10 protein-coding genes and 1 pseudogene are annotated in these 13,605 nt (G+C 58.4%); 6 read left to right on the top strand and 5 right to left on the bottom strand.

The features are described 5' to 3' along the window. Positions 1 to 80 precede the first annotated feature (80 nt). Positions 81 to 1,997 carry an ATP-dependent DNA helicase RecQ gene (locus tag AB5Y90_RS15105; protein WP_307896743.1) on the bottom strand — a complete coding sequence of 639 codons (1,917 nt, stop codon included), beginning with the start codon at positions 1,995 to 1,997 and terminating at the stop codon, positions 81 to 83. Between the two features lie 356 nt (positions 1,998 to 2,353). Here AB5Y90_RS15105 and sstT point away from each other — a divergent pair, with 356 nt between their 5' ends. After that, positions 2,354 to 3,604 carry a serine/threonine transporter SstT gene (sstT, locus tag AB5Y90_RS15100; RefSeq protein WP_368167122.1) on the top strand — a complete coding sequence of 417 codons (1,251 nt, stop codon included), beginning with the start codon at positions 2,354 to 2,356 and terminating at the stop codon, positions 3,602 to 3,604. A gap of 535 nt (positions 3,605 to 4,139) precedes the next feature. On the opposite strand, the gene AB5Y90_RS15095 is transcribed toward sstT, so the two are convergent. The 3 genes from AB5Y90_RS15095 to pabB form a co-directional block, all read right to left on the bottom strand. Further along, positions 4,140 to 5,438 carry a serine/threonine transporter gene (locus tag AB5Y90_RS15095; protein ID WP_005345325.1) on the bottom strand — a complete coding sequence of 433 codons (1,299 nt, stop codon included), beginning with the start codon at positions 5,436 to 5,438 and terminating at the stop codon, positions 4,140 to 4,142. 216 nt (positions 5,439 to 5,654) lie between these two features. Then, on the bottom strand, positions 5,655 to 6,221 hold the full coding sequence (locus AB5Y90_RS15090) for a CoA pyrophosphatase (RefSeq protein WP_005351753.1): 567 nt from the start codon (positions 6,219 to 6,221) through the stop codon (positions 5,655 to 5,657). 42 nt (positions 6,222 to 6,263) lie between these two features. Continuing rightward, entirely contained in the window at positions 6,264 to 7,634 is a 1,371-nt protein-coding gene (pabB, locus tag AB5Y90_RS15085) for an aminodeoxychorismate synthase component I (protein ID WP_199415847.1), read from the bottom strand. 207 nt (positions 7,635 to 7,841) lie between these two features. On the opposite strand from pabB, the gene AB5Y90_RS15080 reads away from it, so the two are divergent. Next, positions 7,842 to 9,368 (top strand): fumarate hydratase, encoded by a 1,527-nt coding sequence (locus AB5Y90_RS15080; RefSeq protein WP_201910792.1) that lies wholly within the window; start codon positions 7,842 to 7,844, stop codon positions 9,366 to 9,368. A gap of 204 nt (positions 9,369 to 9,572) precedes the next feature. Here the strand turns inward: AB5Y90_RS15080 and AB5Y90_RS15075 are convergent, their stop codons facing one another. Then, positions 9,573 to 10,151, bottom strand: a complete 579-nt coding sequence (locus tag AB5Y90_RS15075) for an alkylphosphonate utilization protein (protein WP_005333203.1) — start codon at positions 10,149 to 10,151, stop codon at positions 9,573 to 9,575. Positions 10,152 to 10,334: 183 nt separating this feature from the next. Here AB5Y90_RS15075 and AB5Y90_RS15070 point away from each other — a divergent pair, with 183 nt between their 5' ends. From AB5Y90_RS15070 to AB5Y90_RS15055, 4 genes and pseudogenes are all read left to right on the top strand, one after another. Then, positions 10,335 to 11,555 carry a methyltransferase gene (locus AB5Y90_RS15070; protein ID WP_368167120.1) on the top strand — a complete coding sequence of 407 codons (1,221 nt, stop codon included), beginning with the start codon at positions 10,335 to 10,337 and terminating at the stop codon, positions 11,553 to 11,555. A gap of 264 nt (positions 11,556 to 11,819) precedes the next feature. After that, a protein-coding gene (locus AB5Y90_RS15065; protein WP_368167137.1) for an IS1 family transposase occupies positions 11,820 to 12,514 on the top strand; the annotation gives its coding sequence in 2 pieces (ribosomal slippage) (positions 11,820 to 12,066 and positions 12,066 to 12,514; 696 coding nt in all). Positions 12,515 to 12,551: 37 nt separating this feature from the next. Beyond that, positions 12,552 to 12,836: a GFA family protein gene (locus AB5Y90_RS15060; RefSeq protein ID WP_368167118.1), complete on the top strand. Its 285-nt coding sequence runs from the start codon at positions 12,552 to 12,554 to the stop codon at positions 12,834 to 12,836. After that, positions 12,764 to 13,565 (top strand): annotated as a pseudogene (locus AB5Y90_RS15055) (histidine phosphatase family protein). The gene AB5Y90_RS15060 and the pseudogene AB5Y90_RS15055 overlap by 73 nt, the downstream one beginning before the upstream one ends. Positions 13,566 to 13,605 lie beyond the last annotated feature (40 nt).

The following is a 13,605-nucleotide window of genomic DNA, read 5'->3' as shown; positions in this document are numbered from 1 at the left end:
TCGCAACCGCGAGGGTCTTCTTTTTCTGCGTCTGTAAACGCTTGTTTCTGCTGGTGGCTATTGACGCAGCGGGCACTCACCTAGCAACGGTAGGCTTGTTGCACTGCCGCCAGGACGCGGGCAAACGGGTGGGCGGCCAACTGGCCTGCGCCTGCCAGCGATTTGGCCTTGACCCGGCTGGTCAGCGGTGTGGCGATACCACACAAAAAACGGGCCAGAACACGAGCATCCACGGAACCGGTCTTGGCAATCAGCGGATCGCAACAGGCGCGGATCCCCGCCTCGTTTGGCATGGCCAGTTGGGGCAGGGGAGGGAGATGTGCCACCTTGCCACGACAAACCGAACAGTGGCCACAATGAACCGGCGCCACCTCATCGGCAAAATAGCGGGCGAGGCGGTGGCTCAGGCACTCACTTGAGGTGAAAAAGTCGAGCATGGCTTGCAGTCTGGCCAGCTCACTCTGTTCTTTTTGCAAGAAGAGCGCATGGAGCGCGTTAGCCTCCTGCTCGCAGTCCCACCCCTGACGGGTGATCCGGTAGACCTCGGTCATCTGCTTGCTTTCGAGTTCGATCCAGCCCTGTTGCTGCAGATAGTCGAGCGCCGCAACGGCCCGCTGCCGCTCCCCCTGATAGCCCTGCCAGAGGGCGTCAAAGTCCATGGTGCACCAGCTGCGCGCTTGCGGGGCACAGGCGAACAGCTGCTCCAGAAACTGGCGGCGATCCGGATTGAAGCGGCTCACTATCTCGCCTTTATCCAGCACAAATTTGAAGCGGTAGTCGGCGTAATAGCTATAGGCCGGAGTGATGATGCCTGCCATCTCCAGATAGACCAGCAGGGTTTTAAGGGGCAACTGGCGGATATTGGTGTCGTTGGAGAGACGCAGCAGGGTGAATTCCCACTCGCTCCCGCTCTGCTTGATGATGGCAAGGAGCTGGAGGATGGCACTCAAATCCGGCGTATCGCCGTAGACGAAGTTCTCCAGCACCGGCAGCTGGCTCTGGTTGGCCAGCACGATACAGCGCGATGGTTGGCCATCCCGTCCGGCGCGGCCAATCTCCTGGCTGTAGTTTTCGATGGATTTGGGCAGATCGTAGTGAATGACCCGCCGGATATCCGCTTTGTCGATCCCCATCCCAAAGGCGATGGTGGCGACGATGCAATCCACCTTGCCCGCCATGAAGTCGTGCTGGATCTGACTGCGCAGCACCGAGTCGAGTCCGGCATGATAGGCGCGGGCGTTGATCCCTTCTCTAATGAGTTGCTCGGCACAGGCTTCTGCGGTGTGTTGCAAAGTGACGTAGACGATGGTGGGGGCCGCCGGATCGTTGGCCAACTCCTGCGCGAGCCAGCTATCCCGCGCGTCGGGCGACAGGGGAATGACCGCCAGATCAAGATTGGGGCGGTAGAAACCGGTGACCACGACCCCCTCCGGCGCGATGCCGAATTTGGTCTGCATATCCTGAATCACCGCCGGTGTGGCGGTGGCGGTGAGCAGCAATACCTGCGGGATCTTCAGATCATGGCGATAGCTCGGCAGCTTGAGGTAGTCGGGGCGAAAGTTGTGGCCCCACTCCGAGATACAGTGCGCCTCATCGACGACCAGCAGCGAGAGCGGCACTTGCTGGATAAAGCGGCGAAAGCGCTCGTTCTTGAGTCGCTCCACCGAGATCATCAGGATCTTGAGCTGGCCATCCAGCGCCTGCTGCATCACTCGTCGGCTCTCCTCCGGGCTCTGGCTTGAGTCGAGGGTAGCGGCGCTTATTCCCTTGCTTTTAAGGAAGGCGAGCTGATCGTGCATCAGCGCCAGTAGCGGCGAGATAACCAGGGTCAGGTGAGGCAGGGCGAGGGCCGGCAGTTGATAACAGAGGGACTTGCCGGAGCCGGTGGGAAAGATGGCGGCGGCACTCTGACCAGCCAGCACCCGGCTGATCACCGCTTCCTGACCTGGCCTGAGTGCGGAGAAACCAAAATATTGGTTGAGCAGGGATGGGATCATGGTAAGGCTCCGCGGCAAATGGGGGATGATAGCACAGCGATGCCGGTCACGGGTGACACAGGAATGGTCGTGAGGGTAAGGGCAGAGAGTGTCGATAAAACGTACAAAAATGGGTGGTTGCGCTGTGGTTAAGGTTTTGTTGCGGTTTTTTGTGATGGAAACGGGATATTTTTTGGTGAGTCTCTGGAAAAAAAAGATGGCGAATGGGATATTCCGTCATGCAATCCGGTGACTGGCGGATCGGCCCGACAGAAGGCTGGCCACAGACACCACATTCGGGCGACAGGGGTCTCCCGATGGGTGGTTGCAGACAGGACTCATGATTCATGCACTACGGTGCTTAGGGACTTTTTTTGATGACACAACAACACCCCCTCCTTCGGCTGGTCAATAGCACCAGTCTGGTCAGCCAGATCCTGGTTGGTCTGGTATTCGGTATCTTGCTGGCACTGTTTGCCCCCGAGTGGGCGAAAACGGCAGGTCTGCTCGGCAGTCTGTTCGTTGGCGCACTGAAAGCGGTAGCCCCGCTGCTGGTATTCGTACTGGTGATGGCGGCCATCATTGGTCACAAGCAGGGTCAGAAGACCAATATGCGACCGATCCTGCTGCTCTATCTGTTTGGTACCTTCTCTGCGGCCGTGGTCGCGGTGATTGCCAGCTTCCTGTTCCCCTCCAACCTCCATCTGGTGGCCAATACTGCCGAGATCACCCCGCCAGGCGGGATCACCGAGGTGCTGCAGACCCTGCTGTTCAACGTGGTGACCAACCCGGTCAAGGCGCTGATGGATGCCAACTATATCGGGATCCTGGCGTGGGCCATCGGTCTGGGTATCGCCATGCGCCATGCCAACGAGAGCACCAAGGCGCTCATCACTGACCTGTCTCACGGTGTCTCCGCCATCGTGAAAGCGGTGATCCGCTGTGCTCCGCTCGGGATCCTGGGTCTGGTTGCCTCCACTCTAGCTGAGACCGGCTTCGATGCCCTGTTTGGCTATGCTCAACTGCTGGTGGTGCTGATCGGCTGCATGCTGTTTATCGCCTTTGTGGTCAACCCGTTGATCGTCTTCTGGAAGATCAAGCGCAACCCCTATCCGCTGGTGCTGACTTGCCTGAAAGAGAGTGGTGTAACTGCCTTCTTTACCCGCAGCTCTGCGGCCAATATCCCGGTCAACATGGCGCTGTGTGAAAAATTGCGTCTGCCGGAGGATACCTATGCGGTCTCCATTCCGCTGGGTGCCACCATCAACATGGCGGGTGCGGCCATCACCATCACTGTCCTCGCCATGGCGGCGGTACATACCCTGGGGATGGAAGTGGACATGGCAACGGCTGTGCTGCTCTCCGTGGTTGCCACCGTCAGCGCCTGTGGCGCGTCCGGTGTCGCCGGTGGCTCCTTGCTGCTGATCCCGCTGGCCTGTAGCCTGTTTGGTATCAGCAACGACATCGCCATGCAGGTGGTGGCCGTCGGCTTTATCATCGGTGTGCTGCAGGATTCTGCCGAGACAGCCCTTAACAGCTCCACCGACGTGCTGTTCACCGCCGCAGCGTGCATGGCCGAAGATGAAACCTTGCTGGATGTGGCTCCGGTATCGAGCCGCGAAGCCTGATCTCGCAACGGTCAGTTTCGCAACACACTTGCGCCCTCTTCGGAGGGCGCTTTTTATTGTCGGCTTTGCTCTCTTTTCCTCTTTAATCAATCTCATTGGCTGATGTGCCGGACATTCTGTCGCCCTTGTCCAGGGCGCTGCCTTATCTTTATCCCTTTGAGTTGTGCTTACTCCCTCTGTGGTGTGCTATACATTTCTGCCTGCTCTGCCAAGAGCCAATTGCTATGGCTTACCCCAGACCTTCAAGACAATCACAGCATCACAGCATCACAGCATCACAGAAGAATGGAGGTGGCTGGCTGCGGCAGATGAACCCGTCCTATCAGACACGCCATCATGGTTTGGTGAGGGGGAGTAAACGTGTTGGCGATATTGAGCTGCGGGCCTGCCATGGCGCTGGTGAGCATGCAGATATCCAACAAGGTGAGGAGAGTAATAAGGAGAGAGCAGGGGAATCGCGGAGGCACAGATTGCAGAGATAAAAAAGCCAGCCGAGAGTTCGGCTGGCTTTTTGCTATCAGTGGCAGGTGGGGGATTAACCGACCAGCTGATAGAGGATGGCGGAGATGGCGATCATCCCCATCACAGCGACAAATACGTTGCTGATATGGCCCTGATATTTCGCCATGGCCGGTACGCGCTTGATGGCGTACATCGGCATGATGAACAGGATGGTGGCGATGATCGGGCCGCCTAAGGATTCAATCATGCCCAGGATGGAGGGGTTTGCAATGGCAGTGCCCCACAGGGTCAGGATGAAGAAGGCGATGATGAACATCTCGACTTTCTTGGCGTTCGGCTCTTTGCCGGACTTGCGCATGTTCTGCACGATCATCCCTTTCAGACCTTCACGGGCACCCAGATAGTGGCCGAAGAAGGAGGAGACGATGGCTACGAACGCAACCAGCGGACCGAAGTAGGAGATGATGGGGCTGGCATGCTGGTTGGCCAGATAGGAGAGCACGGCGATGTTCTGAGCCTTGGCTTCCGCCAGCTGGGCCGGAGTCAGGCTCATCACGCAAGAGAAGACGAAGAACATCACGAAGCCCAGCAGCACCATGGCGGTACGCTTGAGGATGGCATCGGCTTTCTCGACAGCCTGATCACCGTGGTCGCGGCGCTGGGCTAGGGAGAAGCTGGAGATGGCTGGGCTGTGGTTGAAGGAGAAGACCAGCACCGGGATGGTCAACCACAGGGTAGTGGCGAAATCCTTGGCAGAGGGCACTTGCTCCAGCGCCGCGCCGGTCCAGTCCGGGATCAGGTAGAGGGAGATACCGGCCAGAATGGCGATCAGCGGATAAACCAGCAGCTCGGTCACTTTCAGCATCAGCTTTTCACCGGCCAGCATCACCGACATCATGCCCATGATCAGCACGATGGAGAGGATCCAGCGCGGCGGAGCACTCATCTGCAGCTGGTTGACCATAAAGCTTTCCACGGTGTTGGTGATGCCCACGCCGTAGATCAGCACGATGGGGTAGATGGCGAAGAAGTAGAGCAGGGTGATTAATTTACCGGCACCCACGCCAAAGTGCTCTTCCACCACTTCGGTGATGTCTGCGTTTGGCTTTTTGGAGGAGAGCACGAAGCGGGCCAGACCACGGTGGGCCAGATAGGTCATGGGGCCTACCAGCAGCGCCATGACGACCAGCGGCCAGAAACCGCCCATACCCGCGTTGATCGGCAGGAACAGGATCCCCGCGCCAACCGCGGTCCCGAACAGACTGATGACCCAGGTAGAGTCGCGTTTTTCCCAACGAGTGGTTTGAGTAGAGCTGATCCCTTGCTCTGTTGACGCCGCAACTCCCTGCGTGCCAGTGACTGTGTTTGACATCTATCTCACCCCGAATGTGTGGTTCTTATTAAGTCGGCGCAAGGATACGGTTTTTCTAATCAAAAATGTTGATCAAATTCATCTTTACGGCACGAAAAACCGCACTTTCTTATGGAAATGTGATCAAAACAAGAAAAATTCAATTATTGTTTATCAATTGGCACGTTATTTTAGTGTTAATGATTAAATCTCGCCCAGCAAAATGTAAGTAAATTGTTATTTTGCGAGATGCTGGGCTAGCTGGTTGATCATGCTGGCGGTGGCCCCCCAGATAAAGTGCTGTTGCCAGGGGATCCAGTAGATGGTGTGTGCTTTCCCCCCTCTGGAAAGGGTCAGGGGGATGTGGTTGCGCCGATCCAGCAGATGGGTCAGCGGCACTTCGAAGGCGTGATCCACCTCATCCGGACTCAGGATGAGGGGATAGTTGCCATCGAGCAGCCCCAGTACCGGCAGTACCTCGAATCGTGACACGGTATTGAGCGGGTTGAGGGTGCCGATCACTTCAATCAGCCGTGCCGGAATGCCGAGCTCCTCTTCGGTCTCCCGCAGCGCCGTGGCAATCAGGTTCTCGTCACCGGGATCCTGTCGCCCGCCGGGGAAGCTGATCTGCCCCCCATGATGACGCAGCCGGGGGCTGCGCCGGGTCAATAACACGCTGAGCCCCTCATCGCGCATCACCACCGGGATCAGCACCGCCGCCGGACTGAGCCCGCCAATGGCGAGGCGATGGGCCGGGGCGGGTCGCTGCAACTGGAAGCGGGTCAGCAGTTCGTGGCGATCCATGGCGGGGAGCTCTCCTGTGCGTTGGCCTGACAGTGGGGAGGATTACAGCGCCGACAGCGGCGGCAGGATGCGGGCGACCTTGTCATAGGTCTCCTGATATTCGCTGTCGGCGTCGGAGTCAGCGATGATACCCCCACCGGCCCAGCAGTGCAGACGACCCGCTTCGGCGATCAAAGTGCGAATGCAGATGCTGGTATCCATCCGGCCATGCTGGCTGAGATAGCCGATGCTGCCGCAATAGGCATTGCGGCGCTGGGGCTCCAGCTCTTCGATGATCTCCATAGCCCGGATCTTGGGGGCGCCGGTGATGGAGCCACCCGGGAAACAGGCCCGCAGCAGATCGACCCCTTGCCAGTGTGCATCCAGCTCACCATGGATGGTGGAGACCAGATGATGTACCGCCGGAAACGACTCCACCGCAAAGAGATGAGGCACGCTGACCGAGCCAGGCCGGCTGACCCGACCGATATCGTTGCGCAGCAGATCAACGATCATCAGATTCTCTGATCTGTCCTTGTCCGCCTGCGCCAGCTCCTGCGCGACTTGCCGATCGATGGCCGGATCGGGGTGGCGAGGGCGAGTGCCCTTGATGGGTTTGGTTTCGATATGACGGCCATCGAGCAGCAGGAAGCGCTCGGGGGAGAGGCTCAGCAGCGCGCTCTCCGGCAGACGGATAAAGGCTGAGAAGGGGGCCTTGTTGGCGGTGGCCAGCAGGCAGTAGGCCTGCCACTCATCCCCCTGATAGGGGGCGCTGAAACGCTGGGTCAGGTTGATCTGGTAGCAATCCCCTGCGGCGAGATATTCCTGAATGCGGGCAAACTTCTCGCCATACTCGGCGCGGCTCATATTGCTCTGCCACGCCCCCAGCAAGGCAAAAGCGGGGGCCGGTTTGGCCTGCTGCTGTTCAAGCCAGGCCAGCCGGTTGGCAAGGCCCGCTTTATCCCCCCAGTGCACCAGCTGCCAGTCGCCGGTCGCCACATTGCGAAGCAGCGCCCAGTCGTAGATGCCCACCGCCATGTCTGGCAGCGCGATATCGGCGGCGGCCTGCACCGGCAGTCGCTCAAAGCGGCGGCCCAGATCATAGCCAAACAGGCCGAGGGCGCCGCCAATAAAGGGCAGGTGAGTGGCGCACAGATCCAGCTCCCCCAGCAGCTGTTGCTGGGTATGGGCCAGCAGGGCGAGGGGATCTTCGCTGTGTTCGCTGATATTCGCCCCGATACGCAGAGTGGTCACCTCGCCACGGGTTTCGAGGGTCGCCAGCGGATCGGCAGTGATGATATCAAAGCCGTTATCGGCACCGAGTGGTCCCGCCGATTCCAGCAACATGGCCCACGGCTGATGTTGCAGGCGGGCAAAAAGCTGATGGAGTTCAGCACTATGGTCTAGATGATGGATATGAAGTGTTGGCGTCATTTTATGTTACACAGGCAACAGTTTGGTTCCCGAACCCTAGTCGGTGCTGGTGGGCAAGCGTATCATAGGTGTCGGTGACTTAAGAAAAAACTGCCGTGTCGTTCGTTTTTTGCTGGTTGATAGTTTTTAGCCAGCACGTCAGCACGGCCCATCATATGGAAGCCCTTGCCCTGCTCTGTGGCAGAGACAAGGACCAGTGAGGATGATATGAGCATTATAAAAAAACAGGATTTCATCGATTCTATCGCAGATGCCCTCCAGTACATCTCCTATTATCACCCGTTGGATTTTGTTCAGGCTGCCAAAGCGGCGTATGACCGTGAGGCCAACCCGGCCGCCAAAGATGCGCTGGCCCAGATCCTGATCAACTCCCGCATGTCCGCCGAAGGTCATCGTCCGCTCTGCCAGGACACCGGCATCGTGACCTGTTTCGTCAAGATCGGCATGCAAGTTCAGTGGGACAGCGACATGACAGTGCAGGAGATGGTGGACGAAGGGACCCGTCGTGCCTACACCAATCCTGACAACCCGCTGCGCGCCTCCGTGCTGGCCGATCCGGCCGGCAGTCGCAAAAACACCAAAGACAACGCCCCTGCCGTGGTTCATATCGACATGATCCCCGGCAACAAGGTGGAAGTGAGCATCGCGGCCAAAGGCGGCGGCTCCGAGAACAAATCCAAAATGGTGATGCTCAACCCCTCGGACGATATCGTCGAGTGGGTACTGAAAACCGTGCCGACCATGGGCGCAGGCTGGTGCCCGCCCGGCATGCTGGGCATCGGTATCGGCGGTACCGCCGAGAAAGCGGCGGTGCTGGCCAAAGAGGCCCTGATGGAGCACATCGACATTCAGGAGCTGATCGCCCGCGGCCCCAAGACCACCGAAGAGAAGCTGCGGGTCGAGCTCTACGACAAGGTCAACAAGCTGGGGATCGGTGCCCAGGGTCTGGGCGGTCTTACCACTGTGCTGGATGTGAAGGTGAAATCCGCGCCAACTCACGCCGCTTCCAAGCCGGTGGTGATGATCCCCAACTGCGCCGCGACCCGCCACGTTCACTTCGAGCTGGATGGTTCAGGCCCTGCCGAACTGACTCCGCCGAAACTGAGTGACTGGCCGGAGATCACCCGTGAAGCGGGTGGCAACGTGCGCCGCGTCAACGTCGATGGCATCACCAAGGCCGAACTGGCCAGCTGGAAGAGCGGTGATACCGTGCTGCTCTCCGGCAAGATCCTCACCGGTCGCGACGCCGCCCATAAGCGCATCGCCGACATGCTGAAAAATGGCGAAGGGCTGCCGGAAGGGGTCGATTTCACCAACCGCTTTATCTATTACGTTGGCCCGGTTGATGCGGTGCGCGACGAAGTGGTCGGCCCGGCAGGCCCCACCACCTCTACCCGGATGGACAAGTTCACCGATATGATGCTGGGTGAAACCGGCCTTATCGGCATGATCGGCAAGTCCGAGCGTGGCCCGAAAACCGTCGAGAGCATCAAGCAGCACAAGGCCGTCTATCTGATGGCGGTAGGCGGCGCCGCTTATCTGGTGGCCAAGGCCATCAAGAAGGCGCGCGTGGTGGCCTTTGCCGATCTCGGCATGGAAGCGATCTACGAGTTTGAAGTGGAAGATATGCCGGTGACCGTTGCGGTCGATTCCGAAGGCAACAATATCCACGAAACCGGTCCTGCCTACTGGTCGGCCAAGATTGCCGAGCTGGATGGCAAGCTCTCCTCCTGAGTGACCTTTTTCGCTGCCGGTTAACGGCATCGGCCATGTAAACAAGGCGCGTCCATCCGGATGCGCCTTGTTGCTTTGGCTGGCCTGTTATGGGCTCAGGTTGGCCGTTTACGGCAAGCGGGTATAAAAAAGGATGGCGTGACGCCATCCTTTTTCGTTGTGCATGTGCTCTGGTAGTAGACAGCAGAGCAATCGCCCTTGGCTTTAGGCCTTTTTCAGGTAGGCAGCAACCAGTACGATCTGCACGCCGTTGACCTTGCCTTCGATATGGAGCGGGTTGTTGGTCAGACGGATGCCCTTGACCAGGGTGCCGCGCTTGGCGGTAAAACCGGCGCCTTTCACGTCCAGATCCTTGATCAGGGTAACGGAGTCGCCCTCTTGCAGCACGGCGCCGTTGGAGTCAACGGTCGGTACGCTGTCGTCATCTTCGTCAGCAATACCAGCTTCAGCCCAAGCCTTGGCTTCGTCTTCCATGTACATCATGTCCAGCAGATCCTGAGCCCACACTTCACCCTTGCCGGAGAGTGCTTTGAGCTGGCGCCATGCCATCACCTGCACCGCAGGCACCTGGCTCCACATGCTGTCACTCAGGCAACGCCAGTGGTTCACCACCAGGGTATCCGGTTGTTCCAGCTGACCACGGCAGGTGTCACAGATAGCAACGCTGTGATCATCGTCGCTGGCGGGGGAGTGAGGCACCACGAAGGCGGTCAGCGCCTGCTCGGCGCTGCACAGTTCACACTTGGCGCCCGCGCGCGCTTGCAGAATGGCGTTGATGGTCATGTTGTTGGTCCCATAGCTAGTGTAAAGCGTCCCGCGTTGGGCGGGGCGCGTGAAAGAGGGGGCGGAATATAGCATAAAACCCCGTACTTTGTCAGGTCTGCCCTGGCTCACAAGATTGGCTGTGGTGTTGCGCGGCGCTGATCGTTTGGTATTGAGAGTGCAATTTGAAGCGGGATCGCTAGAATGAGCCTCCTTTTTGACTGCAAGGCAGGGGCATTCGTGCTGGCTCAACGTTTTCAACAACTGGATCGACTGCTCACCCGCTACAAACGCTGGTGGCAGTATCAGCCATATCATCATCTGACCATGGCCTTTGTCGATGAGGCACCCGAACTGGCGGCACTGCTCAATGGGCTGACCCTTGCCCAGTTGGCGGAGCTCGATGCGGATATGGATGCACTCAGCAGTCTGCTTGCCCCCTGGATTGCCGAGGGGACCAAGCTGCAGCAACTCAGCCAGCTTGCCCCGTTTACCCCGGAGCCCATCACCTGCAGCAAGGAGATGGCGCTGCATATGCCGGGGCGCAAGCAGGCTCAGATCGAGTCGTTCACCGCCTGTCTGCCTGCCCATCAGGGCCCCTATCTGGAGTGGTGTGCCGGCAAGGGCCACCTTGGGCGGCTGGTATCACTTCATCGACAGGCTCCGATCCTCAGTCTGGAGTTGCAAGGGCAGCTTTGTGACGAAGGTCGGCTGCTGGCCGAGCGGGATGGCGCCAATATGACCTTTACCTGCGCCGATGCTTTTGCCCCCGAGTCGGCGGCGCTGATCGCCCCCGAACATCACGCTATGGCACTCCATGCCTGCGGCGAGCTGCACACCCATCTGCTGGAGCGGGTGGCCGAGCGCAGTGCCCGCGGAGTGACCATCTCTCCCTGTTGTTACCACCTGATCCGTACCAGCCACTATCGCCCGCTGTCAGCCGCGGCCAGCGCCAGCGAGCTGGTGTTGAGCAAGGCGGATCTCAAGTTGCCGCTACAGGAGACGGTGACTGGCGGTGCGCGGATCGCCCGCCTGCGCGAGCAGGAAGTGGTGTGGCGGCTCGGGTTTGACTGTCTGCAGCGTCAGGTGCGCGGGGTGGATGAGTATCTGCCGGTGCCCAATATGCAAAAGAGCCTGCTGACCGGCACGTTTGAGGCATTCTGCGTTTGGGCTGCAGAGCGCAAAGGGATTGTGCTGCCCGCCGGGCTGGACTACCCCGCTTGGTTGGAACACGGGGAGCGCCGCTTTGGTGATGTCGCCCGCATGGAGCTGGTGCGTCATTTGTTTCGCCGTCCCCTCGAGATCTGGCTGGCGCTGGATCGCGCGCTCTTTTTGCAAGATCAGGGCTATCGGGTCGAAGTGGGGGAGTTCTGTGCCAAACCCATGACCCCGCGCAATATCCTGATCCGTGCCGTGCGTGCCTGACATCCGGCTATTTTGAGCATTTTTCTTGAACATTGATGATGGCTGACAGGTTGAGCCTGTCAGCCATTTTTTTCATCACGAACAATGACCGTATGGCAGGCCACCTGGCCGTCTCTACTGTTCTAAAAATGGGCGAAAGATCACGCTCTGGCGTTTTCGTTTGGGTTCTTTTCCTTTGTTTCAGCTGCACTGAATATCACAAGGTGGGTGATGCATCCGATCGGTTGAGTTGATATGATGAACTCTTTTGAGACCGACAGCTTCATGGCATCCATCACCGTTCACTGCCCTCGCTGCAACTCTGACCACGTATATCGCCATGGGAAGACCCCTGCCGGCCATGTTCGCTATCGTTGCCCCGTCTGTCCGCACGTGTTTCAGCTCACCTACACCTATGAAGCCCGCAAGCCTGGCGTCAAAGACAAGATTGTTGATATGGCGTTCAACGGCTCAGGTGTTCGTGATACTGCTCGCGTCCTCAAGATTGGCATCAACACAGTCATACGCACCCTAAAAAACTCACCCCAAGGCAAGTAACCTCCGAAAAGGTGGTGCTCGATGACGTGGCACTTATCTGTGAACTTGATGAGCAATGGGCCTATGTTGGCAACAAACAGCATCGACATTGGCTTTGGTATGCTTTTGATACCAAGAGAAAACGAGTCGTGGCATATACCTTTGGCCCACGCAACGATGAGACATGCCGTCGGTTGCTGAGCCTGCTTTCTCCGTTCCAGATAGGCTTTATCACCAGTGATGATTGGGGAAGCTATGCCAGAGAGGTGCCGAGCGAGATGCATCTGACCGGGAAGATATTCACCCAGCGTATCGAGCGTAACAACCCGACGCTCAGAATGCGCATCAAGCGATTGGCTCGCAAGACCATCTGCTTCTCTCGTTCCGTTGAGCTCCACGAGAAAGTGATTGGTGCCTTTATAGAAAGACACCATTTCAACTGATTGGAGTCATTACCCAAAATTGCAACTAGGGTGCGAGATGAAGGGGGGTTGTCATTGCGGGGCGATCCGATATGAGGTGCTGACTGCACCTTTTGCGGCCGATTTTTGTCACTGTCGGGATTGCCAGCGCACCACGGGGGCACCGGTCGGGGCCTGGATGGATTTTCACGCCGAACAGGTGCAGTGGTTATGCGGCAAACCGACCGAGTATGCGTCTTCAGATTTTATCCGACGGGGATTTTGCGCCGAGTGTGGCTCCACCCTCACGTATCGCTGCACCCAGTACCTGACTACTCACGTTGGCTATCGCCTCTCTCGATAATCCAGAGACTGTTGCACCAACCTATCACATCCATACCGACAGCCAGCTGCCCTGGTTGTCGATCCAGGACGAGCATCCCCGTTATCGCAAAGGGAAGTAAAACCAAGGTAGCCCCAACAAGGGAGGTTGACATGGAGCTGGTAGTTATCCGCCATGGCGAGACGCAGGCCAATGCGGAAGGGCGTTATCAGGGCGCGCTGGATATCGGACTTAACGACGATGGCGTACGCCAGATATCCCGGCTGGCTGAGAAGGTAGCAGTGACAGAGCCGCCGTTCGATCGGCTGCTGGCATCTCCCCTGCTGCGAACAAGGGAGAGCGCTGCCATCTTGTCTCGTCAGCTGGGATTGCCTGTGGAGCTTGTGCCTGCCTTTCGTGAGCGGGATGTCGGCCTGTTCGCAGGTAGAGGCAAGAACACGCTATCCCGAGCTGTGGGCGCGCAATATCACCCGGCGCTGGGCTGAAGCTCCTCCCGGTGGTGAAACCATTGATGAGGTGATTGCCCGGGTCTCGCAGGGAATCACGGAACTTGTTTCGACCATGCAAGGGGAGCGGATACTGCTGGTGGCGCACGGTGTGGTCGCCAAGGTGATCCGCGCCGTAACGATTGCCGGTTTTGATGACTTCTTCGACTGGCAATTGCCCAACGGCGGCATGCTGTCGGTGAGGCTCTCTCTGGCTGATGGCGGCCCACTGCGCTTTAGCCGTCCCCTTGATGGTGGTGATTGAAAAGTGCACCAAAAGCATGACGAGAAAAAGCGCTACCGAA

The sequence above is a fragment of the Aeromonas sp. R4-1 genome, assembly GCF_040908325.1.
Classification (GTDB): Bacteria; Pseudomonadota; Gammaproteobacteria; order Enterobacterales; family Aeromonadaceae; genus Aeromonas; species Aeromonas veronii.
This window is presented reverse-complemented; position numbering and strand designations above follow the sequence as displayed.

Excerpts from the sequence above, each read along its gene's own strand:
- AB5Y90_RS15105 (WP_307896743.1), bottom strand. The coding sequence starts at position 1,997 with ATGATCCCATCCCTGCTCAACCAATATTTTGGTTTCTCCGCACTCAGG.
- sstT (WP_368167122.1), top strand. The coding sequence starts at position 2,354 with ATGACACAACAACACCCCCTCCTTCGGCTGGTCAATAGCACCAGTCTG.
- AB5Y90_RS15095 (WP_005345325.1), bottom strand. The coding sequence starts at position 5,438 with ATGTCAAACACAGTCACTGGCACGCAGGGAGTTGCGGCGTCAACAGAG.
- AB5Y90_RS15090 (WP_005351753.1), bottom strand. The coding sequence starts at position 6,221 with ATGGATCGCCACGAACTGCTGACCCGCTTCCAGTTGCAGCGACCCGCC.
- pabB (WP_199415847.1), bottom strand. The coding sequence starts at position 7,634 with ATGACGCCAACACTTCATATCCATCATCTAGACCATAGTGCTGAACTC.
- AB5Y90_RS15080 (WP_201910792.1), top strand. The coding sequence starts at position 7,842 with ATGAGCATTATAAAAAAACAGGATTTCATCGATTCTATCGCAGATGCC.
- AB5Y90_RS15075 (WP_005333203.1), bottom strand. The coding sequence starts at position 10,151 with ATGACCATCAACGCCATTCTGCAAGCGCGCGCGGGCGCCAAGTGTGAA.
- AB5Y90_RS15070 (WP_368167120.1), top strand. The coding sequence starts at position 10,335 with ATGAGCCTCCTTTTTGACTGCAAGGCAGGGGCATTCGTGCTGGCTCAA.
- AB5Y90_RS15060 (WP_368167118.1), top strand. The coding sequence starts at position 12,552 with ATGAAGGGGGGTTGTCATTGCGGGGCGATCCGATATGAGGTGCTGACT.